Annotated in this window: 24 protein-coding genes and 1 pseudogene; 6 read left to right on the top strand and 19 right to left on the bottom strand. The window is 40.2% G+C overall.

Features of this window, described 5'->3' with window-relative positions; translation table 11 throughout:
* The first annotated feature begins 142 nt into the window (after window positions 1-142).
* Together MM213_RS12740 and MM213_RS12735 are read left to right on the top strand one after the other, a co-directional pair.
* Window positions 143-706, top strand: coding sequence for a Crp/Fnr family transcriptional regulator (locus tag MM213_RS12740; RefSeq protein ID WP_241412770.1), 564 nt, complete (start codon window positions 143-145; stop codon window positions 704-706).
* Window positions 707-780: 74 nt separating this feature from the next.
* Window positions 781-1107 (top strand): DMT family transporter, encoded by a 327-nt coding sequence (locus tag MM213_RS12735; RefSeq protein ID WP_241412769.1) that lies wholly within the window; start codon window positions 781-783, stop codon window positions 1105-1107.
* Between the two features lie 241 nt (window positions 1108-1348).
* On the opposite strand, the gene MM213_RS12730 is transcribed toward MM213_RS12735, so the two are convergent.
* The 15 genes from MM213_RS12730 to MM213_RS12660 form a co-directional block, all read right to left on the bottom strand.
* Window positions 1349-1819 carry a JAB domain-containing protein gene (locus MM213_RS12730; protein WP_241412767.1) on the bottom strand — a complete coding sequence of 157 codons (471 nt, stop codon included), beginning with the start codon at window positions 1817-1819 and terminating at the stop codon, window positions 1349-1351.
* 1210 nt (window positions 1820-3029) lie between these two features.
* A complete protein-coding gene (locus tag MM213_RS12725) occupies window positions 3030-3335 on the bottom strand; it encodes an RNA polymerase alpha subunit C-terminal domain-containing protein (protein WP_241412765.1) in 306 nt (101 codons plus the stop codon).
* Window positions 3336-3469: 134 nt separating this feature from the next.
* Window positions 3470-4519: a PDDEXK nuclease domain-containing protein gene (locus tag MM213_RS12720; RefSeq protein WP_241412764.1), complete on the bottom strand. Its 1050-nt coding sequence runs from the start codon at window positions 4517-4519 to the stop codon at window positions 3470-3472.
* Between the two features lie 690 nt (window positions 4520-5209).
* The gene (locus MM213_RS12715) at window positions 5210-6034 is read right to left on the bottom strand and encodes a hypothetical protein (protein ID WP_241412763.1); all 825 of its coding nucleotides are present in this window, start codon (window positions 6032-6034) and stop codon (window positions 5210-5212) included.
* Between the two features lie 2 nt (window positions 6035-6036).
* Window positions 6037-6903 carry a conjugative transposon protein TraN gene (traN, locus tag MM213_RS12710; protein WP_241412762.1) on the bottom strand — a complete coding sequence of 289 codons (867 nt, stop codon included), beginning with the start codon at window positions 6901-6903 and terminating at the stop codon, window positions 6037-6039.
* Window positions 6904-6928: 25 nt separating this feature from the next.
* Window positions 6929-8227, bottom strand: a complete 1299-nt coding sequence (gene traM / locus MM213_RS12705; RefSeq protein ID WP_241412761.1) for a conjugative transposon protein TraM — start codon at window positions 8225-8227, stop codon at window positions 6929-6931.
* A 265-nt stretch (window positions 8228-8492) separates the two neighbouring features.
* Entirely contained in the window at window positions 8493-9110 is a 618-nt protein-coding gene (gene traK / locus MM213_RS12700; protein ID WP_241412760.1) for a conjugative transposon protein TraK, read from the bottom strand.
* 18 nt (window positions 9111-9128) lie between these two features.
* Complete coding sequence (locus MM213_RS12695) at window positions 9129-10130, bottom strand: TraJ family protein (RefSeq protein WP_241412759.1); 1002 nt, start codon at window positions 10128-10130, stop codon at window positions 9129-9131.
* Window positions 10131-10145: 15 nt separating this feature from the next.
* Window positions 10146-10769 (bottom strand): TerB family tellurite resistance protein, encoded by a 624-nt coding sequence (locus MM213_RS12690; protein WP_241412758.1) that lies wholly within the window; start codon window positions 10767-10769, stop codon window positions 10146-10148.
* Window positions 10770-10785: 16 nt separating this feature from the next.
* On the bottom strand, window positions 10786-11427 hold the full coding sequence (locus MM213_RS12685) for a hypothetical protein (protein ID WP_241412756.1): 642 nt from the start codon (window positions 11425-11427) through the stop codon (window positions 10786-10788).
* Window positions 11417-12094 (bottom strand): conjugal transfer protein TraI, encoded by a 678-nt coding sequence (locus MM213_RS12680; protein ID WP_241412755.1) that lies wholly within the window; start codon window positions 12092-12094, stop codon window positions 11417-11419. Before MM213_RS12680 ends, MM213_RS12685 begins: the two co-directional genes overlap by 11 nt.
* 4 nt (window positions 12095-12098) lie before the next feature.
* On the bottom strand, window positions 12099-14591 hold the full coding sequence (locus MM213_RS12675; RefSeq protein ID WP_241412754.1) for a TraG family conjugative transposon ATPase: 2493 nt from the start codon (window positions 14589-14591) through the stop codon (window positions 12099-12101).
* Window positions 14588-14905: a DUF4133 domain-containing protein gene (locus MM213_RS12670; RefSeq protein ID WP_241412753.1), complete on the bottom strand. Its 318-nt coding sequence runs from the start codon at window positions 14903-14905 to the stop codon at window positions 14588-14590. The genes MM213_RS12675 and MM213_RS12670 overlap by 4 nt, the downstream gene beginning before the upstream one ends.
* 43 nt (window positions 14906-14948) lie before the next feature.
* Window positions 14949-15281 carry a DUF4134 domain-containing protein gene (locus MM213_RS12665; protein ID WP_241348367.1) on the bottom strand — a complete coding sequence of 111 codons (333 nt, stop codon included), beginning with the start codon at window positions 15279-15281 and terminating at the stop codon, window positions 14949-14951.
* A 5-nt stretch (window positions 15282-15286) separates the two neighbouring features.
* The gene (locus MM213_RS12660) at window positions 15287-15745 is read right to left on the bottom strand and encodes a hypothetical protein (protein ID WP_241412752.1); all 459 of its coding nucleotides are present in this window, start codon (window positions 15743-15745) and stop codon (window positions 15287-15289) included.
* 1316 nt (window positions 15746-17061) lie between these two features.
* Between MM213_RS12660 and MM213_RS12655 the strand changes: the two genes are divergently transcribed.
* The 4 genes and pseudogenes from MM213_RS12655 to MM213_RS21120 all read left to right on the top strand — a co-directional run bounded on the left by MM213_RS12655 (window position 17062) and on the right by MM213_RS21120 (window position 19897).
* The gene (locus tag MM213_RS12655; RefSeq protein WP_241412750.1) at window positions 17062-17199 is read left to right on the top strand and encodes a hypothetical protein; all 138 of its coding nucleotides are present in this window, start codon (window positions 17062-17064) and stop codon (window positions 17197-17199) included.
* A gap of 26 nt (window positions 17200-17225) precedes the next feature.
* Complete coding sequence (locus MM213_RS12650; RefSeq protein ID WP_241412749.1) at window positions 17226-17630, top strand: hypothetical protein; 405 nt, start codon at window positions 17226-17228, stop codon at window positions 17628-17630.
* A pseudogene (locus MM213_RS12645) lies at window positions 17621-18898 on the top strand (trypsin-like serine peptidase); the annotation flags it as partial. The gene MM213_RS12650 and the pseudogene MM213_RS12645, both read left to right, overlap by 10 nt.
* A gap of 171 nt (window positions 18899-19069) precedes the next feature.
* Window positions 19070-19897, top strand: a complete 828-nt coding sequence (locus tag MM213_RS21120) for a T9SS type A sorting domain-containing protein (protein ID WP_500790162.1) — start codon at window positions 19070-19072, stop codon at window positions 19895-19897.
* A 101-nt stretch (window positions 19898-19998) separates the two neighbouring features.
* On the opposite strand, the gene MM213_RS12635 is transcribed toward MM213_RS21120, so the two are convergent.
* The 4 genes from MM213_RS12635 to MM213_RS12620 form a co-directional block, all read right to left on the bottom strand.
* Window positions 19999-20253: a hypothetical protein gene (locus MM213_RS12635; RefSeq protein WP_241412746.1), complete on the bottom strand. Its 255-nt coding sequence runs from the start codon at window positions 20251-20253 to the stop codon at window positions 19999-20001.
* A 25-nt stretch (window positions 20254-20278) separates the two neighbouring features.
* Complete coding sequence (locus tag MM213_RS12630; RefSeq protein ID WP_241412745.1) at window positions 20279-21049, bottom strand: DUF6577 family protein; 771 nt, start codon at window positions 21047-21049, stop codon at window positions 20279-20281.
* Between the two features lie 711 nt (window positions 21050-21760).
* The gene (locus MM213_RS12625) at window positions 21761-22435 is read right to left on the bottom strand and encodes a M48 family metallopeptidase (protein ID WP_241412744.1); all 675 of its coding nucleotides are present in this window, start codon (window positions 22433-22435) and stop codon (window positions 21761-21763) included.
* Window positions 22435-25623, bottom strand: a complete 3189-nt coding sequence (locus MM213_RS12620) for a type I restriction endonuclease subunit R (protein ID WP_241412743.1) — start codon at window positions 25621-25623, stop codon at window positions 22435-22437. The genes MM213_RS12625 and MM213_RS12620 overlap by 1 nt, the downstream gene beginning before the upstream one ends.
* Window positions 25624-25684 lie beyond the last annotated feature (61 nt).

Here is a 25684-nt window from a genome sequence, read left to right as displayed (position 1 = left end):
TAAAATTTAGTATGGTAGTTTAAATCACACAACAATCTTCTTTGCGATATATTTATCAATAACCAAAAAATTAATACTTCTGATTTATTTGATATATGCGCACAAAAAATTAAAATATTCATCTCAAAATAACACAGGTGTCATGAGCATTGACCAAATAATAGATAATGTTTTTCCTGTTCCTTACCTTTCAAAATTGACACTTAAGAACAGTTTTGAAAAAGTTCATTATCCAAAGTATCACGTCATCATAAGAGCTGATAGAGTAGAAGATAATATTTTTTTTATTAAAAAAGGAATTGCTAGAGCATTTTCAAGATCGGAAGATAGTGAGTTAACATTTTGGTTTGGCAAAGAGGGAGATCCTGCCATTTCATTAAAAAGTTATGTAGCCAATCAAAAAGGATATGAGTTTATAGAACTTTTGGAGGACAGTGAGTTGTATTTTATAAATAAAGTAAATCTTGAAAAACTATTTGAACAAGACGTCCATGTTGCTAATTGGGGTAGGAAATTTGCAGAGCAGCAACTTTTGAAGTTAGAAGAGTGGCTTATTTCTCGACAATTCAAAACAGCTAAAGAACGGTATTTGAATCTATTAAAAGATAATCCCGAATTTGTACAAAGAATACAATTAAGACATATAGCATCTTTTTTAGGAATTACCCAAGTAAGTTTGAGCCGAATAAGATCTTCTATAGAGTAACCTTTTTTATCATTTGTAAAATTTTATTTCAATTTAAATCCTGAATTTTGTTTAATAATAAAACATTAGAAGTTATGAATTGGGTAATTTTAATTTTTGCAGGCCTATTTGAAGTTGCTTTTGCTTTTTGTTTAGGAAAGGCAAAAGTCAGTATAGGAAATGAGATGTATTTATGGTACGTAGGGTTCATTGTGACACTAACTACTAGTATGGTGCTATTAATTAAAGCAACCCAAACCTTGCCTATCGGTACAGCTTATTCAGTATGGACAGGAATAGGTGCAGTAGGTACGGTTTTAGTTGGGGTCTTTGTTTTTAATGAGCCAGTGACATTCTTGCGAATTCTTTTTATTATAACATTAATCTTTTCAATTATTGGGCTTAAGTTAGTATCGACTTGAGAAATGAATTAAGGAAAAGATTATTGTTTTGGGGACTGAGTATAGACTTTTGACGGAGAATTTATTAAAATAACTTAAACTATTTTTATAATATTTCTCTTCAGCCGTATTTACTTATAAACCCAATTTCTTATTTCTTTCTTAAATTTTGAATTAACGAAGCAGTTAATAGAAATTTGTTTTTAGTATTCGATTTTTGCCTAATATAAAAATTGCAACCTTTCTTCGACCAAAAAAAGGGCTATAAAAGCCCTTCATCTGCAAATGAAAAGTATCCGTTATCCTTTGTAATGATAAGATGATCTATAATTGAAATATCGAGGATTTCACCTGCTTTTTTTAGCTTTTCGGTTAGCCTGATATCTTGGTGGCTTGGTTTAAGATTTCCTGAAGGATGGTTGTGGGCTAAAATAATCGATGAAACATTGGCTTTCAAAGCTCCTGCATAAATCAGTTTGACATCCACAATCGTTGCAGAAGTCCCTCCGGTGGAGATTTCGACAATTCCAGTCACTTTACTATTGCGGTTGAGATACATCACTTTGAACTGTTCTATAAATTCAATTTTATCGGTGTCCCAATTATCCATAAGGATGGTTTTGGCATCATCCGAGCGAGTGATTTTTGGTCTGTCAGAAGCCTTTACTTTGGTCTTGTAAACCAACTCGATTTCAGCAACTTTTGGAGCAATGATGTTTTTTGAAGTTTCCATAACAAATTCGTTTTAAGGATTAGAAATTAATTATGGTACTTCCTCTGGCTTAGGGGAATCAAGCCCAAAAGGAAACGGAATAAGTCCCGAAGGGTGTCATGCTGATAAACGAAACATGACATTATGCCGTAGTCTTATGGAGCGCTTCAGCACCCCTAAGCCGATATTTGTACTGAAATTAATGAGAAGAAAATAAAAAAGTCATTTTGCAAGTATCGGCAAATTCCATAGTCTGGAATAGCCTATTTAGGGCGTGCTGAAAAACGCCAACTGGAGAGTAAATTCTTAAAATTTTGATGAATACCCATTTAATAAGTATTTTCTTTTTAAGCAGGTGCACGCTTATTCAATGATCCAGCTTGATTTGAGTGCTCCTAAAAATTTCAAAACTCGAAATTTTTAGGCTAGCCTCAGGCATACCATCTTCTTCATTGGGCTCATTCGAAGTATAAGCATACATCTTCATTCGCCCGCTTTGAACTTGTCTACTGATAGGTAGGGCTGGCATACCTGAGACTTTTTCAGCAAGCCCTATTTAAAATTGACCTAGGGAGTTTCGTTCGATATTGAAAAGCTGTTCTGCGGCTTATCTGTACCTATATTTTTCCTATTCTTTTCTCCATACTTTCCAGTACTGTCAACTAAAGAAATCTGTACCCTTTAAACCGATGCATGGGAAAGACTGTCGACTGACTTACCATACCTACCTAATGCTGCCAAGAACAGAAAGTAAAAAAGGAATAACTCCAAGCCTGCCAGATTTCCCGGCTTTGAACAAAAAAAAACCGACAGGTTACATAGTAAATTTATTTAGGGTTAATAAATACTGCAACACAGCTTCGGCTACTTTTAACCGTTGGGCAGCCAAAATGCGGTGTGATGGATAAAGCGGTCAAGGCTGTCGGGGAAAATACTATCCCTAGCTAAAGTTGGGATGGAGATTTTCTATGACACCCACAGGGCTTAGCCTTGCCGCATGCGTAGGGGGCATACCTTTGCTGCAACGGTTGGGAGTTTGCTGTATAGAAGTTGTTTTGCAGCTCTTTCGATTTGTATATCTAAAAGCGAAACCGTTAAGGATTGTAGTGGAAATTCTTTCCAAAGGAAAGATTGTAACGGAAAGCAGACCCACCAAAGTGGGAAATGGCAAAAAAAAAGAAGGAGTTTTTACCTGGATTTTAAATTAGCATTTAGGATTAGATATCTTATGCTATTTTTTGTGTTCATCCTCTTTGAATGATAATCCGTTTTCTTCAAGAGCTTGTCTAAATGCAGGTAGTGAAGCCTTTCCGATACCGTGTATTTTCAAAATTTCTTTTTCAGTAAACTCGGATAGTTTCTGAATAGTGTCTATTCCGTGATAAAGCAATGCGTTTCTTGCAGGATTGCTCAAAAGCGCTAAAAATCCTGAAGCTGGTTCTTTGAGTTTTTCACAAGTCGGGCAAGTTGGACAGTCACTGCTCTTGTAGAAAGTGTGTCCAAACTTACAGGTCTTTTTTATTTTCTCAGTTGCCATTTATCTGTCAAAATTTGAATTCTGTTACTTGTCTTGGTGGCGTTGGTCAAAATGACCACCAACGGTTCGGCTATGAGGAGTACGGGGTTAGTTGTATAATCTTTAAAATTTGTAAATTGTCAATTAATTCCACATTACTTTCCAATAGCTGAATCGCCTGCATTACTTATAGCTATTGTTAGCATTTGTTTTAATTCTTTTGAAGTCGGAACTTTTCCTTTTAGATTTTCAGGAAGTTCATGAGTTAATTTATATTCAGATACTCCAATTGGTTTATTACTAGACCTCAAAGCAAATTCAACCTCAATATCATCTTTTGTCGGGCATAGAATAATTCCAATTGAAGGGTTATCATCTGCTTGCTTTTCTTTACTATCGAGAAGTTCAAGATAAAAATTCATTTTTCCTGCAAATTCAGGTTCAAATTCTACGGTTTTTAGCTCGATTGCAATCAAGCATTTCAAAAACCGATGATAAAATAGCAAGTCAATAAAATATTCTTTATTGTTCAATGTTAACCGATACTGATTTCCTATAAAACTAAATCCATATCCCAATTCAAGTAATAAATCACGTATATTTTCAATTAATCTATTTTCAAGCTCTCGTTCATGGACAGGTTTGGTGATTCCGAGAAAGTCAAGGTTATATTCACTTTTTAAAGCTTCATTTGCTTGTTCTGATAAATGTGACGGTAATGCAGTTTCAAAATTACTCAACTTCTTATCTAACACATGATGCTTATAAGCATCTGCCTTGATTTGATTTAACAAAACAGCTCGACTCCACCCCAATTTTGCTGTTGCTTCTAAATAGTATCTTCGTTCATTGTCATCTTTTACCTGATGGAGAACTAGCATATTTTGTCCCCACGGAATTTGTTTGGCTAATTCATACAATACAGTTTTCTCTCTATATTCAAGATAAAATTGACGCATTTTCCATAGATTCTGAGGTGAATAACCTGACAGTCCATCAATTTGCTTGGTAATATCTGTAGAAAGTTTCTCTACTATTGATTGTCCCCACTTTTGTTTTTCCTGATGTTTTACAATTATTTCACCAAGCTCAAAGTTGTGTTCTATGTGATGCCTATTTAACGATTTATATGCCTTATATCTTCTGGCATTAATCGTATCAATTATTTCTTTGTAAAAATCTTTGTAGGCTACTATCTCTTTCATTTACAGCGCATTCAAATTCTATCACAAGTGTTATAGATTTCAAAGATAAGATTTTCTATAACAACTGTGAGAGAATTTGAGGTTATCCTTTTTAATATCAAAAATTTCTCCCGGCTTTGACCAACAAAAAACAGACAGGTTACATAGTAATTTTATTTAGGGATAATAAATACTGCAACACAGCTTCGGCTACTTTTAACCGTTGGGCAGCCAAAATGCGGTGTGATGGATAAAGCGGTCAAGGCTGTCAGGGAAAATACAATCCATAGCTAAAGTTGGGATGGAGATTTTCTCTGACACCCACAGGGCTTGGCCTTGCCGCATGGGTTGGGGGCATACCTTTGCTGCAACGGTTGGGAGTTGGCTGTAAAGAAGTTGTTTTGCAGCTCTTTCGATTTATATATCTAAAAGCGAAACCGTTAAGGATTGCAGTGGAAATCCTTTCCAAAGGGAAGATTGAAACGCAAAGCCTGACCCACCAAAGTGTGTAACGGCCAAATAAAAAAAAGCCCCCGAAGGGACTTTTTACCTAGCTTGTATCCAAATGATATTTACATTTTAAAGCCTCTTTTTTTGTCTGTTTCCTTTCTCTGAGCAGGTCTTTTGTTACTGATCCCCTCAAACAAGGCATCCACAAATTCTTCCTTCCTGTTTGTTGGTGAAAGCAGTGGATTTGCATCGGGATCAATTTTATATTCCGACTCCTTTTTTTCTCGTAGGCCTTTTCTTGACGGAAGGCTGTTGGTTAACCTTGGGAGCGGACTTTTTTTTTGAACCGTCCTCGTTTTTACTGCTCTGTCCTGTGGGATTCTGCTTCTGACTTTCGGTCTTCTTCGTTCCTTGATGCTCCATTTTGATGTTGAGGTCGTCTTTGGAAATCCTTTTGCCCGACTCGTCATAGAAATTAAAGGTTTTAAACTGCGGATTGGCCTCGACATAAATCTTTTCCGTCTTGCCCTCCAACTCTATTGCTACACCATGCTTATTGCCTTTCTGAAGGGATTTTTCGAGCCATTCGGCCTGTCTATCATCGAGTTTGATTGGGAGCTGTCCAATGAGGTCTTTGAGATTGTAACCATAATTCTCATGGTACTGGTTGACCTTGTAATTGTTCCCCACATCCTTATCCTTCAAATCAAGCTGCAACCATGCTTTATAGGACTGCCCCTCTTTGTTGAAAAGGGTCTTGTCAACAGCCCTGCCTTGCAGTAGGTTGAATGCTTCCTTGGCGGATATATTCTGGTTTTGGTAGAACGTATGGCTTACGGCAGCCCCATTTTCCATTGAAGGATGAAGCGTCACATCGGTTTTGTTGAAGAAGTACTTTTCAGAGGTATCGGATTTGTTGAAATGGAGGTTAAAATCCACTTTATTGCCTTCGATTTCCATCGTTCGCTGCAGCTGGAACTCCTTCAATCCTTTTTCCATCTGCTTTTCCATTTGTTGGATTAATTCGGGATCAAAACCGGAATATTTGAGTTTTTCTTTGAGAAATTCGAGATTTTGCTGTTCCATGATTACTGGTTTAAGGGTTGATACTCACTCACAGGCAGGGCTTTCAACAGGTGCCTGCCTTTGACGGAAAGGATCAGGTTCCTGTCCCCATTCCTTTCAAATACCTGCATGATGAATCTTTTGGTGTCGGCGATGGTGAACTTTTGAAAAGCAAGAACAATGGTATTGTTGTCTTTACCCGAAACACCTTTTGAAAGGCCGGGGTAACCGAGAACCGGTACCATCTCCAATTCCCTCACCGCCGTCCGTTTGGCTTGTTTTGCATCCTGGACAAAGAAGCGCCATTGTTCGGTGTTAAAGTCTATCCCTGACCTGTTGGCAATGGAAAGCTGGAAAAACATAACATCCTCGTGGATATAGACCCCCTGAAGGGTGAGTTTCATACGGCTGTTTTTGTCGCGTTTTCTTAAAAACGGCATTTTGTCCACCACCTTTTTCGCCATTTGCTGAACCTGTTCTTCATTGAGCGATATGTTTTCAAACAGGATCGCTGTAGTCTCAAAGTGGTTCTGCAAGCCCATGTCGATAACCGGGTTTTGAATATGATCGCTGTAGTTGACGGTGAAATGGTATAATTTTCCATCGGCAGTTATCACATTGAGGTTGCTTTCAGGAAAACCCTTTGCCGCTGCTTTTACCTTCAGTACATTTTGGGCTTTGTCGTCTTTTTGGGTAAGTATATGACGGCTTCCCCTGTCCGCACTTTCCACCGGGGAAGGGAATATCAATACCGTTGTCTTTTCCCAACCAATATTGAGCTGGTGCGGTGTTATCAGTGCCTGATGGAAAAAGGATTGGCTATGTGCCGATACAGCATATGTGGAAATCATCGCTATCAGCATTACGGTGAGAATGGTTCTATTATTCATGGTATATGGATTAAGTTTTTGGAAATTATTGATGGCGTTGGTTTTGGTCAACGAGCAGTAGGGGATGAGTGTCCTTGACCGTCACCCTTATAAGTTTTGCCTTTTTGCTAAACAGTCCTTTGGCGGCTTCAATGCCTGCATTGGCTGCCTGCGCTTCTATTGAAGGGTTAAAGCCCATAAACTGCGTCCCCTGAATGGCACTTGCTGTTCCTTCCTTGACTGATTCACGGGTGATTGCTCCCGGTATGCGTATGCCTGAAATGGCATCCATATCATAGACTGTAAGGCTTATTGGGAATATGATCTCACCGTGACGGATGCCATCAACGGCGATCTCCAGTCTTTCGCCCTGAATGCCACAGGTGCCAAACACAAAACTCCCAGAGGGAATCCGCATGCCATTGACATAAATATCCCTGGTCAAACGCATCTTTACCGTTGCCCCGGCAGTTAGTGTCTGTTCACCGTGGACGACAGCAGGAACGGCAAAAATATTATCATCGCTAGAAACCGACTCTTCCTCCAATCCATAGAAGCCATTGGTTTGCTTGGTTTGGGTAAACACAGGAGAATAATCGATCTCATCATCAGCCACATCCAAAGAGCTGGGCTTGGGTTTGTTCTTTTTTGACAATGGTTTGGTATCGGTATGGATGGGAAATACTTTACCTTTTTCCTCCCGTGATTTTTCACTCAGCCTGTCCTGTACCCTTTGGGGATGCTGGATGTCAAGAATCTTTTCCAACATATCCTCCACCTGTTTCATTTCGGGGTCCTCATCGTCTCTTTGTGACATCCTGTGCATCATGGCTTCCAATCTGTCGATATCCCCAGCCAATTCTATAGGTGTTTCCTTTTGCCTGTTCATTGGTTTTTGCGAAGCAGGTTGAACATCTGGCTGATCAAGGACGGACTGAAGTTGATCCAATTGCTGTCGTATTTTTTCTTCCTGTTCTTTCATCGGTGTTGATTCAATGATCGGAGACACTCCGTGATCGGATTTTCCCATATCCTGGCTTTCCAGTTCGGATTCCTTTATCTGGAAAAAATCGGCATAGGGGTCTTGCGTATATTGCTTTTGCCTGTTGGAAGAATCTTTTTTCGCCTTTTCAAAAAGGGAAAGCTTGTCCATGGGCTTTTCTTCAATTTCAGGGGAGGGAAGTGTTCCGATCAGCTTGGCATTATCGTCTGCAATTTTCATGGTGGGATTACCTCCTCCCAATGCCCAGAAAGTGGTGACAAGGAAAGGGAGGGCAAACAATGGGAGTACCAGCAGGAACTTGCGGTGCCGTTTGAATTTCTCGCTATGGGGTTGTGTTTTCATGATATTTGAGATTTGATTGATTATTTGTTGAAGGGATTTCCTATAAGATTTCTGTGGGGAGGATGGGTAACAAAACCCTGATGGGACTGCCTGAGAATGTTCGTAACAGGATGTAGAGCAGACATCCGGCAAACAGCATGATGTACAAAAGCAGCAGTAGTTGCTTTTGTTGTTTACTTAGTCTAGCTTCCTTTTTCTTGAGGTATAAGCTGAGACTTTGCCTTAATTGATGCCAGGGAGTAATCTTTTTGTTGTTCATATCACATTACCGTTTATTGATGTCGATATCCCGGTTTTCGATAACTTTCCATCTTTCGATTAGAAAGCCATGCGGATTGAGGTCAGATCGGTTGACATTTCTAAGCCGTCCTTCGGTTATCAGCTTCCTTGTCACTACGCTGGTTGAGCGGATGACCTTCTGTGTGCCGTGATAGCGGAAGGAAAAGGGATAATTTGATGTGTCAATCACAGCGCTGTCCATGTAGATGGTCTGGCTGACGCTGCCTGAAATGATACCTGTATAGTATCCAGCCTCTTTGAGATCACTGAATTGATTTGCTGCAGAGTTGTCTGCCAATCCAAGTGCTTTGTTGATGTTGCTTTCGATTACCTTTTCATCTGGGTCAAGGGTAAAAAAGTAATGGTGGAACATCTTTACATGATCCCGTGCCTCCACTGGAATGTTGTCTTTCCGTTCAGCTGAAAAAGCCTCCAATGCCTTGTCGTTGGCAAGCAGGTAAATCCTTTCCTGTGCGGAAAGCACCATTTTGAAAGCCTGATACACGGTAAAGCAGCAAAGCAATGAGGAACCGACAACCACCATGATGGTAAAGGTTTTGATGTGCTGGAATGCAGTGTCTATATTTTTGAGTTGTCTGAACATTTTTCTGGGATGGTTATCTTATTTCATCATTCCCACTGTTGCTGTGGCACCTGCTCCAACTGCACCTCCTGCCATTTTGGTTGCTTTGTGCAGAATACCGTCTCTGCTCCCTCCTGAAATGATGTAGTTGGCAATGTTGGGTATGGTGAAGTATCCGATAATGGCAAGAAGCATGAATACCGAATAGGCCAGTCCACCGAAGAATTCTGGGGATGTAAGCGCCATGTTTTCCAAGATCTTGGCAGTGATGGCTCCGAATATATTGGCGATGGGCAGCCACAGATAGACATTGACATACTTTGCAATCCAGTTGGAAAGTATGTGCTGAAAACCTTCGAACACAGAAAGGCCGAGTACAACAGGCCCCAAGATGGTCAGCACGATCAGGTGGAATGTGCGAATGGTGTTGATACAGAGTGCGGCGGAAACATAGAGCAGTTCCAATAGCCACCGCATGGCTGAAAGCGCCATGTTTTTCATTCCTGCATACAGAATTCGTCCTCCCCAAGTACCACCGGACAGATTTTCGTTGGCTTCTTGTTCTTCGTATTGATCAAGGTTTGATTGGTTGGCAGGGGGTTGGTTCTCAATCGCCCAGCGGGTATCCTCTTTCTGTTTATCAATATGCCAAATGATGGCATCGTTACTGCTGTCTACCATGTTTTCCGTGCCCCTGACCAGCGGAGAGAGCACCCCATTCATCAATCCCATCAGGGACGGAAAGAGCAGGATGGCCATACCGATGGCGAACGGCCTCAATAGCGGGTACATGTCTATCGGCTCTGCGTTGGCAAGGTGGCGCCATACCCTTTGGGAAATAAAAAGCAGGGAAGCAAAACCCGCTATCGCCCTACCCACTCCAATAAGCTGGCTTGCCAAAGGGATCATGTCGTCATACAGCCTTTGGAGTATCCCATGAAATTGTCTGACGTTGCCAGTCAAACCTTGGGCAAAGGTCTGTTCAGGAAGCATCAGCAGCAGGGCAAGGGCAATTACAAGCAGTATTGTTTTATTTTTCATTGGGTGAGTTTTAGGTTAAAGGCCATATATGGTTTTGAGGATCTCTTGATTTTCCTTCTCATGGATGCGGAGGTTCTGGAGGCTTGTCGTTTTCTTGTTGAATCCCCGAAGGAAACTGAGTTTTTCGCCCATGTCTGCATGGATTCGGTCGATGGATTTGAGCCGTTCGGCATCATTCATCCTTACCTGTCCCGCGGTAATGATCATGGTCAATTCCTGTAGGTTTTGCAGGCTTCGGGTGAACAGCTGACTGTATATTCTGGAGATATAGTCAATCTCTGCGGTGGTAAACTTTCCACTCGATACAAATAGATTATATGACCTGCTGTATTCGGAGAGGATGGTCTGTTGCTGGCCGATGATCTCAGCCACTCTCCGGTACTGGCGAACGGTCGGGTTCACTGCCATCAAACCATCCAAAAATGTTTGGTGCAGACTGAAATTACCCTGACTGATGTCCCTGACTGCATTGTATCCGCTGGTGAGGATGGTGTATCCGGTGTACATATTGTCAAGGATACTGCGTAGCTGGGATAGTTTTTCCACGTTCAGCAGAAGCTGGGCAATCTCCTGATCCTGTGCCTTAACGGGAACATGAAAGGCTATTGCCATAAGGCATATCACAAGTGTTTTTTTCATCAATTATTATTTAAGGTTAGTAGATTTCTTCCAGCATCAACATATCGTTTCTTTCCCGTTGTCTGGCTTGGGAAAGTGAGCGGACATCCCTTCCCAGACGTTTGAGGACAAGGTAATTTTTCAGGAAATCCCGGTAGAGAAAGTCTATGCGCTCAATCCTTTCCGCATCGGTCATTTGGAGATTGCTGTTGGTCACCACATCCTGAAATTCCGAGGAAAGTTTGCTTGCCTGATCATAGATTTTACTCCGCATCTCCGAGGCGTAGTTGTTTTCGGGAGGAGTAAGTCCCGATTGACTGGACATGAAAAGACTCAATGCCTGCCATTCTTCTACATAGCGGGCTTGCAGTTCCATGAAGCCGGAGACCCGCTTGTGGTTGCTTACCTCAGGGCTTACCGCTTCCAGACTGAGCATGTAGGTTCGGTGCTCGCCAAACTCTCCCGAGGTAAAGCCTTGGATCATGCCCAAGCCATGTTGCATGATGTTGTAACCACCGTTTGTTTGGGAATTCAACATCCGGTAGGCAATGATCTGCTCGGTCAGGTATCTGATCTGCGTTCTGTTTTGCCTGAACCATTCATTGAAATTCTGGGCATGGGAAGCCACGGAAATGCAAAGCAGAATTAGAGTTATATATATGGTTCTTTTATAGCCCATGAATCTGTTGTAACAGTTCAAGATCTAGCAGATTGCCTCCTCTTTGAACATCAAGTCCTACGTTCTGACGGTTGAACCTCCTCAAGTCTGCAAGGTTACTCCTAACATCCCGGTCAACCCGGTGGACGAGTTCAAGCCTTTCTGCATCGCTCATCTGCGTTCTGAAAGCATTGACCACCACATGGATCTGTTGCATGTTGTTGATGCTCGTTTCAAGGATTTTGGAATAGACCCGTTCCATATAGTTGATTTCAGCCACGGAAAAATTGCCGCTGTTTCGCAAAAGGCTCCAGACAGCCTGATACTCCCGTACCAACAATGCCTGATTCTGGGCAATGTCACGGATGCGTTGGTATTGGGTGATCGTATTTTTCACCCGCCAGAGTTCATTGTAGTAATCTCCAAACAAATCCCCCTGCCTTTGTGCCCAATCGGAGATTTCATCCAGCTTGAGTTGAGACAGGACATTTTCCAGGGTTTTCTGGGCATTTTGAAGCCATACGGTTTCAAGCTGCAATCTTTGGATTTGCAGATCAACGGCTTTTATGGCGCGTACAACACCCCTGCGGATGATCTCACCAATGATCGGGTCGGCTTTTGCCGGTTGGGGAACTATGGTGAATGCCATCACCACAGCAAGCACGATTGCTCTAATTGTTCTTTTCATCTGTTTATGGTTTGGTTTTGCGTAAATCTGTTGCCAATGCCCTGATGGCAGCTTTCATATCTCCTCCAAGTTTCTGGGTATATTCCTGAAGTTTCACCTTTTCACTTTCCTCGGTGGTATAGGCAAGATATTCTTCAAGAGACACCTCTGTGCGGTACACTTTGGACATCTGCCCTCCCAGACCGATAAACACTTCCTTGTACACCCTGTCGGGGTCATTGGCTTTGTTGATGGAAAGAATCAGGGACTTTTCCTTTTCGGTCAGTCCAAGCAATTCCTGTATCTGGTCGAACTTGTTTTGGTATTTGCTCTGGTCAAGGAGGATTTTGCAGTCCGAGTTGTTGATGATGGCCTGCTTGACCACGGGGGAGGAAATAATGTCTTCCACTTCCTGCGTGACTACAATGGCCTCTCCGAAGAACTTCCTGACCGTCTTGAACAGATATTTGATGTATTCAGCCATCCCTTCTTTGGCAATTGCCTTCCAAGCTTCCTCTATCAGAATCATCTTGCGGATGCCTTTGAGCTTCCTCATTTTGGAAATGAAAATCTCCATGATGATGATGGTGACAACGGGAAAGAGTATCGGGTGATCCTTGATGTTATCGAGTTCAAAGACGATAAATCGCTGTCCCAACAAATCAAGATTTTTGCGAGCATTGAGCAGGTAATCGAACTCACCGCCCTTGTAGTAAGGCCGCAGGACATACAGGAAATTCTCCACGTCGAAATCTTTGTCCTTTACCCGGTCTTTTTTGAGGGTTTCGGTAAAGTCGTTTTGCAGGTATTCAAAGAAACTGTCAAAGCAGGGAAAAATATCTGGGTGTTTATCGAGCTTTTGATAATAGCCTGTCAATGCATTGGAAAGGGCAACATATTCTGATCTTTTGAATACCTCATCATCCTTCTTCCACAGTGCCAACAACAGCGTTTTCAGGCTCTCTTTTTTTTCGGTATCAAGTACAGCTCCACCTTCAATAAAAAATGGGTTGAAGCGGATGGGATTGCTTTCTTCATAGGTGAAGTAATATCCCTTGACCAAATCGCATAAGCCACGGTAGGAGTGTCCCACGTCCACCAGAACCACATGGGTTCCCTGCTCATAATAGCTGCGTACCATATGGTTGGTGAAGAATGATTTCCCACTACCAGATGGTCCAAGAATGAATTTGTTCCTGTTGGTGATATAGCCCCTTTTCATGGGCTCATCGGAAATATCTACATGGACGGGCTTGCCATTCAACCTTTCACCCAGCCTTATCCCAACTGGACTTATGGAAGAACGGTAGGCAGTTTCCACATTGAAAAAACAGGCAGCCTGGTCAATAAAAGTGTCGAAGGTGTCATTTACGGGAATGTCACCCGCATTTCCCGGTATTCCCGCCCAAAACAGTTGTGGTGCACCTCGGGATTCCAGTTTTGGGGTTGCATCCATTTTGGCAAGGGATGAAGATACCATGTTTCTGAGGTCTTTCAGACCCTCCCTTTCATCCGTCCAAACCAACACATTGAAATGGGCTTTGACGGGCATCCGTTGCTCGCTGATGGCTTCATTGAGAAAATCCGATACAGCCTCTCTGGATATTGCATTTTCCCTGCTGTAGGCAGACAGGGATTGCAAACGAAGCTGTTTACTTTCAAGCTTTTTGAGCGTAATTGCAGCATCATCCACAACAATGTACTGGTTGTAAATGTGACTGCAGGGCAAGAGATAGCCCAAGGGTGAAGCAAAAGATATGGAAAATCGGCTACGGTCGGTGGAGTAGCTTTCATAACCTATGGAAGGGTTGCAAGTGGAAGGCAGATCTTCCACATCTGCCAAAGAATACATCAAACAATGGTTGGAGCCGATCTGCCATTCAGGTTTGAATACAATGTCTCTAATTTGTGGGGCTTGTCCTTTCTCCAACAGATAACAATACCTTTCCAATAGTCCAGTATTTGTCTCTGTTCCAGCCAAACTTACGGATGAAAGCGGTTTCAAACGTACCATACCACTATCGGAGAGAATCCGCTTAAATTGACCGATGGAGTTTTCAAGCTCCTGCAATACCTGTTCATCGAGAGTCTCCTCAGGCACGATGCCCCTTCCAAAAAGGTTGGATACTGCCGAAGTGGAAAGTTTATGACTGGGATGGCGCTGGGTGACAAAGAGGTAACACTCATGTTCCAGAAAGGGACGTTCATGGAAGAACCTGTCGCTGGAAGATGAAAGAAAGGCTTTCTCTGTATTCGAGAAGTCCGCTTGGAACCGACTCTGTACGAACCAGTCCTGCTTGTGCAAAATGGTATGTTTGGGCAGGACTTTGATGGCCTTTACCCATGCCTGATGTAGTGTGGCATAGTCTTTTTCGGAAAGCGTGAATATTTCCGGTAGCTGCACACAAAATGCAGCTGTAATGTCTCCCTGTCTGGAAACGAGAAGGTCATTCTCAATTTTCCAGATAGGTAAAGCCTTCTCCAGATCGATTGATTTACTGTGGTTTGTACTTATCATTTTGTTTTTGTAAGGCGATAAAAAGATTTTCTGCTGGATGATAGCACGGCACCCGGAACACTCCTGAAAGCCATTTCTTTGAGCAGCCCATGCCTGCCATACTTCTTGCTCATGGCAAAGATTTTTGTGAAAAGCAGGACTCCTCCACCAATGATAAGCGGAAACAGCAGCAAAAGTGGAAATCCAATTAGGTAAAGCACTGCGAATGCAATCAGCAACACCACCAGTCCGACACCCAAATAGGCGATGTACTGGGCTTTGAATCCCTTCAGTTCGATGGGTTTGTTGATGCCCTTATTGATTGTATAGCTCATAATTTTTCACTTTACAAATTGGGAATTTGATTCATTGAGCATGCTACAGACCAAAGAAGCTGGAAAGGACAGTAGCCACCAAGACCAGAAAGATGCAGGAGCCGAACCATGCCGTGGCTACTTTGCCAGTGTCATGGTCACCGCTGTTCCATTTGTTGTATACTTTGATGGCACCGATCAGCCCTACCAATGCCCCGATGGCATACATCAGGTTGATGGCGGTCTGGTAATAGGTTATGATGTGGTTTGTTGCATCCACTATCCCTGCCGTTCCGCTTTGGGAGTAGGCATTGTAGTAGCAAAGGACAAACGCGATAAGCAGCAGGATTAGGAATTTCCTGTTTCTGTTGGGGCAGGTAGCAATGTTTACATTCATGGTTTTTAATTTTTATGGGTAGGCATATTTTCAATGAGGGCTTTCCAGCGGTTTTCCAGTTCCTCATGAGTAATTTCCAGACCGATCTTCTTTGCTTCGGCATGGATACAGTTGTTGATGGCGTGCCTGAAAGCAGGTACATTCAAGCCTTCGAAGGTTTCCAGCTTTTGGGCGATCTGGAACAAAAGCACTTTTTTATCCTTAGACCGTGCAAAGGCAGGAATCACATTCTCCCGCAAATCGGCGTTGATCATTTCAAGCTCACCAAAAGCCTTGGCAAACTGCGATTCTGAAAGAAGGATACTTGTCTCAGGCTTCTGTCCTTTTTTCTTGGAAGGGATTTTCAATTCCATTTTTGAGGTGATATCTTTACCAAAGTAGCGTACCGCCACATAGAGATAGTAAGCCGTGAATAGGATTCCCAGAGCGAGGAAAAACTGTTCCCATGTAATTTCATTGAGCATAGTGATTGGTTTGAAGTTGAACTTTTCGGATACAATCGAGAAGGACAAAATTCATCTGCCGGCATTACTTTTATTCACACTGTGATTTGGAAGTGGGTCAAATTGATAGGGGAGAAAAAGCGGGCCAGCCAAAAAAATCATTTGGGTTTTGATTAAAAATTGTCTAAAAAGGCTGTGTTTTTAGATGAATACTAATAGGTTATGATGAGATAAGTAAAGCACATATTGGAAAAAGGATGCTTGTAACGTTTAAAATCTGGTGATAAGGAAATGCCAAAGAGATGATGCTGAATACTTTTGTAAGGTTTTAGAATAAACGCTTAGAAATGCACCTGTATCTTTCAAGTATAAGCTTTCAGTGTTTTTATATTTTGAGCTTGTTTTTTTTTGGATAGAGAATAATATAATTGTAGCATTTTCTATTCAATTGTTTTCGTTCATATTTTATGAATTAACAGGAAAGCTGTGTCATACTTTCCGAATCCAATTTGGCGCTGTAGCTCATTGTAGGATAGAACCTTTTTAGTATTGAGCCAGTAATGTTTTGTACACTTTTTGCAGTTCTTAAAATGAACCTCCTGTTTCTCTCTAAGAGCTTTCACATAAAGTTCACAACTCTTTTCGGCAAGAAAATGCGATATGAAATTGATGATTTTAATGGCTATTTTTTTAACTAATTACATCAATTGATGCTACACCGAAAACTAATTGACATTAGCTGTTAAATAAAATTTGGCATGTTGCCAAATTTGAGGGGGTCATATTAAAGTAGTTGTATTTTAAAATTATATTTAATTATTTAAATAAAAAAAATAAATAATTAAATATGAATATTTAAAATAATGCTTTTTTTATTATTTGATATCTTTTATTTTTTGAAAACTATTTATTAAATTGAGACATATTTATTATTGATGTCGTCTTTGACATAGGGCTTAGTTTTCAAGAGCAGGGTTTAAAATTCATTTTGTCAAATTGAAAAGTAAAAGGATTCAGCCAGAAATAAGTTGGGACATCGGTTTGGTGTTTTTATAAAAACATATGATAGCTTTTTGTCAAATAATAGCTGTCCCCAATGATAGGAAGAGTAGTCCGGTGGAAACAGTTTTGGATCTAGAAGATAATGTAGTAGGGGAATAAAAGTTGGTATTACAAAGAAAGTTTAGAATGATTAGTGGAAATTGGTCAAATGTTAGTTTATTATAAAAATTAGTTAAACAACTCTGTCCGGTAAACCAAATAGCCTGGTAATTATCAGTTTTATATAAAGCAAAGCGATTTAATTGGAAGTAAACAATGGGGTTAACTTTATAATAATGAATAACAAGTTTCAACAAAATGAAAATGGAAACTTTAAAGATTTACAATACCAAGTGGATGTTTATGATGGGAATGGTCTTGTTCTAGCCGCTGAATGGCGGATGGCAAGAGGGATTGATTTTATTGAAAACTGACATATTAATTAAATGCTGAAATAACCATGGACCTAAGAGCACTAATCCACACTTTATTATCAATCTTGTTTTGTATAGCAGGTTGTATGGAAAAGGATATAGAAAATATTGACAATTCCTGTATAAAAGGAAGGTATATCGGCTCATACTGTGAAGGGGTAGTAGTGGAAATAATGAATGAAAGTGATATCGGCAAAAATTGGGAAGGTATGTTCGATTCAAAAGAATACACCAATTCTGTAGTGGCAAGTATTGACACTATATTCCTATCAACAATAGACAATAGGGAGGAAATTGAAAAATTCATATTAGACGGTAACGTATTTTATTTCCAATATAAACTCGGAGGATACCCCCGGAAAGAATTCGATATTTGTGAACCATCATCCTTTATTACTATTTTCAATATTTCAACAATACCATGTTTATAATATTTAAAACAGTGGGTAAATCAATACTTGTAATACCTATAATTTTGTTTTACCTTTTTGTGGCTCCCGCTAAGGCTCAGATTAACAGTCAAATATTTCCGTCTGGAAGTGTTTCCCCGTTGGAAAACCAAGCAATTGACATTCGAAATATCCCAAATTATAAAGTCCCCAGAATAAACACTGATGAATTACTTATTGAGGATTTAGAGGAAAAGGTATCTGGTAGACCATTTAGATTTGGAAAAGCTATTGACGTTAATATTGATTTTTTCAAACTGTCTGTGAAAGAAGTGAGACAGGACACCGTAATACATTACTACAGCATAACTTCCAGTGATGCTCATAGCCTTAATTTAATATTCGATAATTTTTATTTGTCAGAAAATGCAAGTTTAAAGATTTACAGTATGGATGGTTCAATGATCTATGGCCCAGTGAAACACGACCACAATCCCGAAAACAGTGTTTTTTGGACTGACTTGATTAAAGGAGACGGGATAATTATTGAGGTCAAGATAATAGGCAAAGATTCAGGAGAATCGGCAATCAATATAGAAAAGGTAGTTCATGGATATATAAACACTTTTTCAGGATTTGATCAATCTGCCCCTTGCAACAGAGATATTGCATGTCCAGAAGGGTCTCAATGGAGGCAAGATGGAAATTCAGTCGCAATGTTATTATTGGATAGTGGCCAACGTTTCTGCTCAGGAGTTTTATTGAATAATACATGTAACGATTTCACAAATAATTTCTTGACGGCTTTCCATTGCCTTGATACAAATCAAAATGGTGAACTAACGGAGATTGAAAGAAATCAAGTAAATAACTGGGTGTTTAGGTTTATGTATGAAAGCCCTAGTTGCAATGGAATTGATGGTATTTCATTTCAATAGATTAACGGATCTATTTTTAGTTCAGCTTTTCAACCATCATACTTTGCTTTACTTGAATTGAATTCAAGCCCTAGCAGAGAAGTCACTTATGCTGGTTGGTCTAGGGCAAATGTTGAGGCAACTTCTGGAGTAGCTATACATCATCCTAATGGAGATGTGAAAAAAATATCTTTAGAAAATGATAACCTTACTAATGTACCAATCTGGACTACGTGGGTTAGGGACATTTTTGGTAACCCAGTAGTTGAATGCCCACCTAACACACATTGGCAGGCCATTTTCGATAGTCCAGGGATTGGAATCGATCCTAGTACTGTACAGCCAGGTTCATCCGGTTCACCAATTTTTAATCAAAATCATCAAGTTGTTGGTCAATTGCATGGAGATTATTTAAATACAAACAATGACTTTTGTGATAATAGGCGTGGTCAATTTGGTCGTTTTGACATTTCGTGGGGAAGGGATAATAATGGGGATTTTCTTCCTGGAAGAAATGCGGCAAATAGTTTGGCTCCATGGTTGGATCCTAACAATACCAATGCCATGGCCACCAATACAACTCTTTTACCCACCATCTCCGGTCCCGACTTTCTTTGTTCTTCTTCAGAAGATTTTATAGTCAATAACGTTCCTTTAGGGTCTTCAATATCTTGGAGTTCTACGCCTTCTGGAGCAGTAAGCTTTTCTAATAATAGTGATTCTCCAACCGTAACATGGCTAGGTGGCAACTTTGGGAGTATCACCTTAACAGCCACAATTGTTTCCACATGTGGATCAATCGAGATTTCTAAAGATGTATCAGTAGGAGGGATTTCAGAAAATGACCTACAGATAATAGGTGATGACTTGGTGTGTTATGGTAATTATTTATACACCGTACAATACAATGGTGATATATCTATACTTAATTATGATTGGAATGTACCCTCCGGTTGGAGCGTGACCCCTGTATCAAATCCTCACCCTAATCAAGCTATGATTTATATACCCCCATATGAATCTTTTCCACAGACAATAGAGCTATTTGTACAAACTGAATGTGGATATCAGGGAGCTTGGTTTTTTGAAGTCTGGGATCAGTCCATAGGCTGTGCTTCTCCATTTGCATTTTCTGTTTATCCCAACCCAGTTGATGATGAGTTTATGATAGTTGGAAAGATGGAGTTTCAGAGTACTCAGAATGATATGGAGACAGTAATTCCAAATTTTTCGGCAACGCTATTTGACCAAGATGGCAATCCGAAGTTAGAGGGATATAGTGCTGATGGGCAAATCCTATTCAAAACTGACCATCTCCGGTCAGGGATTTACGTACTTCATATATTAAATGATGGTGAAAAAGAAGAAAGAAAAATACTTATTCAGCATTGATTTGGGCTTTTTAATAATGGACAAGTGTATGATAGATAGGTGAATACAGTTTTTATTCAATTTGCTTTGTGGTTGAAATTATTGTTCCCTAATCTACTGTTTTAATTCAACTCCTTGTACCAATAGAAAAAAGCTGCTTTGTCTCTCGACTTTTTAAGCTTGTTTAGAAAGTTTAGCTCACCCGATATTTCCAGCTTACTGATGTCCTGGCCGTTAAATTTTTCTAATGCTGAAACGTCTTGGTTCTTTAATCGTCTGGCTAGGTAGGCAGCTTTACCAGCTGCAAGTATGGCATCCTCAATTTTGAAGTTCTCGGCTATCAAAAAACCTTCAAACTTGTTTAAAACCTGATCCATTCTTTGGTAAAACAATGTGCTTTTATCATCCTAAAATATCTTTAACAAGTTCATCAAAGTTGTTTTCTAAGTAACCTTTAATTTGTTCTTCTTTATTTCTTCTTCTAGCGTAGCTGATGAGTTTGGTGAAATTGATTTGATAATGTTTTAAGGCATTTTCAAACAGTGCATGCATTTCACTTCCCTGTACGGTGTAAAAGGTTACCGCATCGCTATACACATCAATCAATATTTTCTCCAAGGTGGGCACATAGATTTTATCCTTGGATCTCTCCTTTACATCAACTTTTTGTTTTGGCGAACGGCTGATTAGCGGTTTGATGACAATAGAAATTTCGCTTTCCACGTAGCGCTGCATGATCTCTTCTTTGGGATCCAAGTACACTCTGTATTGCCTAGATTCTGAATATGCATTGAATACTTCCTCTACAAAGTCCTTTTCCACCTCCAGAATATAAAAGAAGCTTCCCAATTGGTGTTGGGTAAAATCATTGAGCCACTCGGTACTCCAAAGGCAATATTCCAATTCATCGAAATCCTTGGCTACAATTTTGGATAAGCGACCCAGTTTCTCAGATATATATGGTTTGTAGGATTCTTTGTTGGAAATAATAAAAACACCCAACTTAACTTGGTCAACCACTTTCCGTTTGACCAAATCATGGATTCTCCAGGTTAAGGCACTTTCGGTTATTTCAGGGTCTAAACCAGTCAAAAAGGAACTAAGGGCCTCTCGACCGAAATGTCCTTTTCCTTTAAAACGCTTTGATATTTGATGGTCAATGATTTTAGACATAAATCAATTTTGCCAGTATTTAATTTTTTTTAGCAAATCATAAAATCACTTATTATTGCCAATTATACAAGTATAATGGCATTTTACAGAAATACTCAAAAATGCCAATAAAAATATTTAATGGCATTTTTGAGTAAAATGGTATCTCTTAATCTAAACCATTAGATGGAAAGAACACCAATAAAAAATGAAGCTTTTGCAATACCCATCTGGGCTGCAAAAGAGGCTTTGCTTTCTCTTGATTCCTGCCAATTACAAATCAGCTTATAATATTCTTCGTCACTAAACTTTTCATAATACAACTTTACGAATAGTAAACTTTTAATAAGACCTGAAATGGATCAGGTGGATACCTTTATCTGACTCATTGGTATTGGTTTTCCTGCCATCTGATTATTGTTAGCAGTTTTTGAAACCATTCCATAAAAAACAGAACTATTGTTCAGATGGGGCAATCCAGTATGCTGATGCTATCGGTAGTTGGGTGTGCTTATGTATGCCTTGGAGTAGGCAAACTGTGAGTTATTTATCACTGCTGTCTACTCATTACAGCTTCTGTGTACTTTATCGACTGTTTTAGTCGTGCGGTTGGACTGACACACGTTGCCGACAAGCTTAGATTTTAGCGTGGGCTGGTGAGACAAGAAAATCGCAAGGGACGGAACAAGTTGTGTGTGACTCTGAAGTAATGGCGTTTCTATTATATTTTCTTTAAAAATCTACTTCTAAAAGCTGTCCATTTTTCTTTAACCAGTTCTTTGCCTTTTCGTAGTTTGGTACTTGAATGGAAAGAATGTTCCAAAATCTTGGTGTGTGGTTGTTCTCAATTAGATGAACTAATTCGTGAGCTACCAAATATTCCAACACATACATTGGGGCTTTGATGATGCGCCAATTGAAAATGATATTATTTGCAGGTGTACAGGAACCCCATCTGTATTTCATTTCGGATGTCTTGAATTGATTGTATTTTACACCTAAATTCTTGGCGTATTTGGTGGCTAAAGGTTCAATTTTTATCAAGGCTTGTTTCAAATACCATTTTTTGAATAATTCATTCGCTTTGGGCTGATTGGCTCTTGAGATTTTGAATCGCTGATCAAACTCTATTCCTTCAAACTCTTCATCTACCACTAGTAACTGATAGTTTTTGCCCAAATACATCAGTGTTTCACCACTTACAAATTCTTTGGTCTCCGTTATCAATGGATATTTTTGTGCATGGTTTAGTTTCTCTTTAATCCATTGTCGTTTGGATTGAACCATTTTGTCAATCTTCTCAGGAGTGAGGTAGTGAGGAGCGCGAACGACAATACTTCGATCTCTTTCAACAGAAATATTGAGAGTTTTACGATTGGAATATTTTATCTGATACTCAATAACCATTACTCGTTCACTATTTTGAAATGATTGGTTTTAGCAAGTTCCATTATTCTCGAAATGATTTCATTTCGCTTGATGATGATATTGGGCAGATCTTTGAATTCGGGCGATAGTAACATCTTTTGCAATTCCGCTTTTAACTTCAATTGTGCAGGGGTGGAGTCCCAAAAGCCTGTCAGTTTTATTTCGGTAGCAACCAAATTGAAAATATGTTGCGTCAGATTTACATTCCTAGCAATTTCATCTTCTGTAAAATCCCGATTGTCAAACAATTCGGCTTTGAAAATGCGGAAGAAGGGCATCTGCTTTTTACGGTCTAAGCCGTAGGTTTCTTCCTTCTCTCTATTCTTGATTTTCTCTCGAAGCTTTTCTAACTCTTCATAAATCTGCTTCCAGTTTCCTTTGAAATTTTGCAGTATTTCTTCTAAAGATTGGGCAAAAGATGCGAACAACTCAGGGTCTTCATCAATATTCAAATCAATAAAGTGACGAATGGCATGTTCTACTCCAGCAGCCTTTGTCTTCTCACGTTTTTTTGTAGCCACAACTTTATTGAAAAAGTCATCTGCAATGATTGAGATGGGAGCGACTTTTTGCTCAATGCCTTTGGAGATTAAATACTTATCTGCAATGGTCCGCAACTTAGGCGGAATGCCTTTCATACTAAACCTGCCATCACGAAAATGTTTGTTTGCCAAGGCGTTAATTTCTGTGAAGGATTTCCAGTCTTTAAAAAACTCAAGAGCTTCCTTGCGTGGCAAAACTGTATTAAAACAACTTGTCAGGGTATTGTATAACTTGATATATTCAAAGCGGATATCTTCATCATAAAACACATCAAAGAAGGCATCTGAATCTGTGAGATCTTCCAAGCCATATACTTTCAAGAAGTTCCAAATGTCTTGATGGGCTTTTATCAAATCGTTTAGCTCAGCATCATCGTCTGAAATGCAATCCACAATTTCCTGCAATTCTTTTTCAGCATATACATCCAATGCCCTTTTGAGGTGATGACCTACACCTACATAGTCCACCACAAATCCCTTGTCTTTGCCTTCTGGGCCAACACGGTTAACCCTTGCTATGGTCTGTAAAAGGTTATGGGCTACAATCACCCTGTCCAGATACATTACCTGCTCAATGGGGGCATCAAAGCCTGTGAGCAGCATATTGTTGACGATGACAATACCCACATTTCCGTTTAGATTTTTGTCTTCTTCGTCTGTCTTACCAAAAGGCAATTTAAAGCGTTTGATGCTCTTTTTATGGTATTCGCCATTGGTATAGGCTTTTATTTCGAGTTCGTCATTGTGGCTACCCGAAATCACTACTGCGGTTTCCAGCAGTTTAAGCGTACTGATATCCACCAGCATTGGATTGTCCACTTCCAGCTCAGCAATTTTGGCTTTGAGTGCCGCATCTATCGCAGCTTTGTAGCGCACGGCTGCAATCCTGGAATTGGCTACAATCTGTGCTTTGAAGCCACCCGAAAAAATATGTTCTACATAATGGTTCACCATGCTTTTGGCTTTGTCCATTATGGTACTCATACTGTCTAGATAGGCATCACGGGAGCCAAAGCCCAAAATCTGCAAGCGTTCAGTGAGTTGATAGTCGCTGAATACATCCGCAAACTTATCGTCCATCCCTTTCTTGTCTTCTACTTCGGCGTTGTGTGTAAAGCCTTCATAGACAATTTCCAGCGTAACGCCATCATCTATGGCCTGACGCATGGTATACTTGTCAATATAGTCTTTGTATTTCTTTTCAGTTTTAGCAGTAGGTGTTCCTGTAAAGCCGATAGAAGTTGCGTTTGGCATTGCACGATCAAGATTGGCTGCCAATAGCGAATACTGCGATCGATGGGCTTCATCTGTCATCACCAAAATATTGTGGCTTTTATTCAGCTCAGGGAAGATTTCTAAACCTGTCAAATCTCCGTTTTCCTGAAACTTGTGAATCATGGCCATCACCAAATCGGAGTTGTCATTACTCAACAGCTCCTTTAAACTTCGTCCGTTGGGCGGGTTTTTGGGGTTGATAAAATTGGCTGTCTTGATATTAAAGCCAATGCTTTGCCCTGTTTCAGAAAGTTGTTCTTCTAATTGTGTACGGTCGGTTACGAAAACAATTTTCCAAGACATCAGTTCGGGGCGCAGTTTCATTTCTCTCACCATAAACATCATTGTAAGCGATTTGCCAGAACCTTGTGTGTGCCAAATGATGCCTCCTCGTTCCAAAGGGTTTTTTCCTTCAATCAAGCGTTGCGTGGCAATCTTGACGGCACGAAACTGTTGGTATCTGCCCACGATTTTTATTTTTTGCCCTTTGTCATTGGTGGCAAAAACAGTAAACMCCCGGATGATGTCGAGCAGKTTTCTGCGGTCGAGCATGCCCGCCACTAATCGCTGTTGGTCATTGGGTGAGGATTGACCGTGTGATAAATCATTGACTGTTTTGGGATATGGATCTGTCCAGCGGTAAAAGTGTTTTTCTATGCGGGTGGTGATGGTGCCGAACTTTGCTTCGGTGCGACAAGTAGTTACCAAAATCTGATTGTAGTAAAAGAGCTCTTTGTTGCCTTCTCCTGTGTCGCCTCGCTGCTCGGAGTAGCGCATCAGTTGGTCAATGGCTTCTGGGATGGGTTCTTTTACTTTTGATGATTTTGCTTCTACCACCACTACGGGCAAACCATTTATAAACAACACCATATCGGGAATGATGTGGTGGTCTGTACCCGTAACACTTACTTTGAACTGCGAAATGGCTATAAAGCTGTTGTTCTCTAAATTTTCAAAATCTATAAACCGTACTGTTGGGCTGAGTTCACCTGTTTGCTCGTTTTTCGATACGGTTGTGTTTTCAAGCAAGTAGTGTAATACCTGTTGGTTGTTCTCTAGTAAGCTGTTTTTTTGAAAAGTGGTGATTTTGCGCTCCAGTTCATCCACCTGAGCACCATTGAGAAAAGGATTGATTTTCACCAAGGCTTCCCTCAGCTTGGGTTTGAGCACAACTTCAGAAAACGAAGAGCGAAAACTTTGTCTTGGCTCTTGCTGCATTTTTAGTTCCAACACTTCCCAACCTAAACCAGCCAGTTGCTCTAAAAATGGTTTTTCAACGTGGCTGTATTCGTCAAGCTTAAGGGCATTGCCAAGGTTACCTCTGTATTTACTGTCATTGCTTAGGATCATAATTCTTGTAGTTAGAAATTGACTTTTCCATTTTCTAATTAAATAAAAAGTAATTGAAAAT

It is taken from the genome of Belliella alkalica, from assembly GCF_022549785.1.
In the GTDB taxonomy this organism is placed as follows: Bacteria; Bacteroidota; Bacteroidia; order Cytophagales; family Cyclobacteriaceae; genus Belliella; species Belliella alkalica.
The sequence above is the reverse complement of the archived record's forward strand: the minus strand, read 5'-3'. Positions and strand labels throughout refer to the sequence as shown.

What these genes read in the sequence shown, in the direction of transcription:
- MM213_RS12740 (WP_241412770.1), top strand. Translation starts at nt 143, where the DNA reads ATGAGCATTGACCAAATAATAGATAATGTTTTTCCTGTTCCTTACCTT.
- MM213_RS12735 (WP_241412769.1), top strand. Translation starts at nt 781, where the DNA reads ATGAATTGGGTAATTTTAATTTTTGCAGGCCTATTTGAAGTTGCTTTT.
- MM213_RS12730 (WP_241412767.1), bottom strand. Translation starts at nt 1,819, where the DNA reads ATGGAAACTTCAAAAAACATCATTGCTCCAAAAGTTGCTGAAATCGAG.
- MM213_RS12725 (WP_241412765.1), bottom strand. Translation starts at nt 3,335, where the DNA reads ATGGCAACTGAGAAAATAAAAAAGACCTGTAAGTTTGGACACACTTTC.
- MM213_RS12720 (WP_241412764.1), bottom strand. Translation starts at nt 4,519, where the DNA reads ATGAAAGAGATAGTAGCCTACAAAGATTTTTACAAAGAAATAATTGAT.
- MM213_RS12715 (WP_241412763.1), bottom strand. Translation starts at nt 6,034, where the DNA reads ATGGAACAGCAAAATCTCGAATTTCTCAAAGAAAAACTCAAATATTCC.
- traN (WP_241412762.1), bottom strand. Translation starts at nt 6,903, where the DNA reads ATGAATAATAGAACCATTCTCACCGTAATGCTGATAGCGATGATTTCC.
- traM (WP_241412761.1), bottom strand. Translation starts at nt 8,227, where the DNA reads ATGAAAACACAACCCCATAGCGAGAAATTCAAACGGCACCGCAAGTTC.
- traK (WP_241412760.1), bottom strand. Translation starts at nt 9,110, where the DNA reads ATGTTCAGACAACTCAAAAATATAGACACTGCATTCCAGCACATCAAA.
- MM213_RS12695 (WP_241412759.1), bottom strand. Translation starts at nt 10,130, where the DNA reads ATGAAAAATAAAACAATACTGCTTGTAATTGCCCTTGCCCTGCTGCTG.
- MM213_RS12690 (WP_241412758.1), bottom strand. Translation starts at nt 10,769, where the DNA reads ATGAAAAAAACACTTGTGATATGCCTTATGGCAATAGCCTTTCATGTT.
- MM213_RS12685 (WP_241412756.1), bottom strand. Translation starts at nt 11,427, where the DNA reads ATGGGCTATAAAAGAACCATATATATAACTCTAATTCTGCTTTGCATT.
- MM213_RS12680 (WP_241412755.1), bottom strand. Translation starts at nt 12,094, where the DNA reads ATGAAAAGAACAATTAGAGCAATCGTGCTTGCTGTGGTGATGGCATTC.
- MM213_RS12675 (WP_241412754.1), bottom strand. Translation starts at nt 14,591, where the DNA reads ATGATAAGTACAAACCACAGTAAATCAATCGATCTGGAGAAGGCTTTA.
- MM213_RS12670 (WP_241412753.1), bottom strand. Translation starts at nt 14,905, where the DNA reads ATGAGCTATACAATCAATAAGGGCATCAACAAACCCATCGAACTGAAG.
- MM213_RS12665 (WP_241348367.1), bottom strand. Translation starts at nt 15,281, where the DNA reads ATGAATGTAAACATTGCTACCTGCCCCAACAGAAACAGGAAATTCCTA.
- MM213_RS12660 (WP_241412752.1), bottom strand. Translation starts at nt 15,745, where the DNA reads ATGCTCAATGAAATTACATGGGAACAGTTTTTCCTCGCTCTGGGAATC.
- MM213_RS12655 (WP_241412750.1), top strand. Translation starts at nt 17,062, where the DNA reads ATGAATAACAAGTTTCAACAAAATGAAAATGGAAACTTTAAAGATTTA.
- MM213_RS12650 (WP_241412749.1), top strand. Translation starts at nt 17,226, where the DNA reads ATGGACCTAAGAGCACTAATCCACACTTTATTATCAATCTTGTTTTGT.
- MM213_RS21120 (WP_500790162.1), top strand. Translation starts at nt 19,070, where the DNA reads ATGGCCACCAATACAACTCTTTTACCCACCATCTCCGGTCCCGACTTT.
- MM213_RS12635 (WP_241412746.1), bottom strand. Translation starts at nt 20,253, where the DNA reads ATGGATCAGGTTTTAAACAAGTTTGAAGGTTTTTTGATAGCCGAGAAC.
- MM213_RS12630 (WP_241412745.1), bottom strand. Translation starts at nt 21,049, where the DNA reads ATGTCTAAAATCATTGACCATCAAATATCAAAGCGTTTTAAAGGAAAA.
- MM213_RS12625 (WP_241412744.1), bottom strand. Translation starts at nt 22,435, where the DNA reads ATGGTTATTGAGTATCAGATAAAATATTCCAATCGTAAAACTCTCAAT.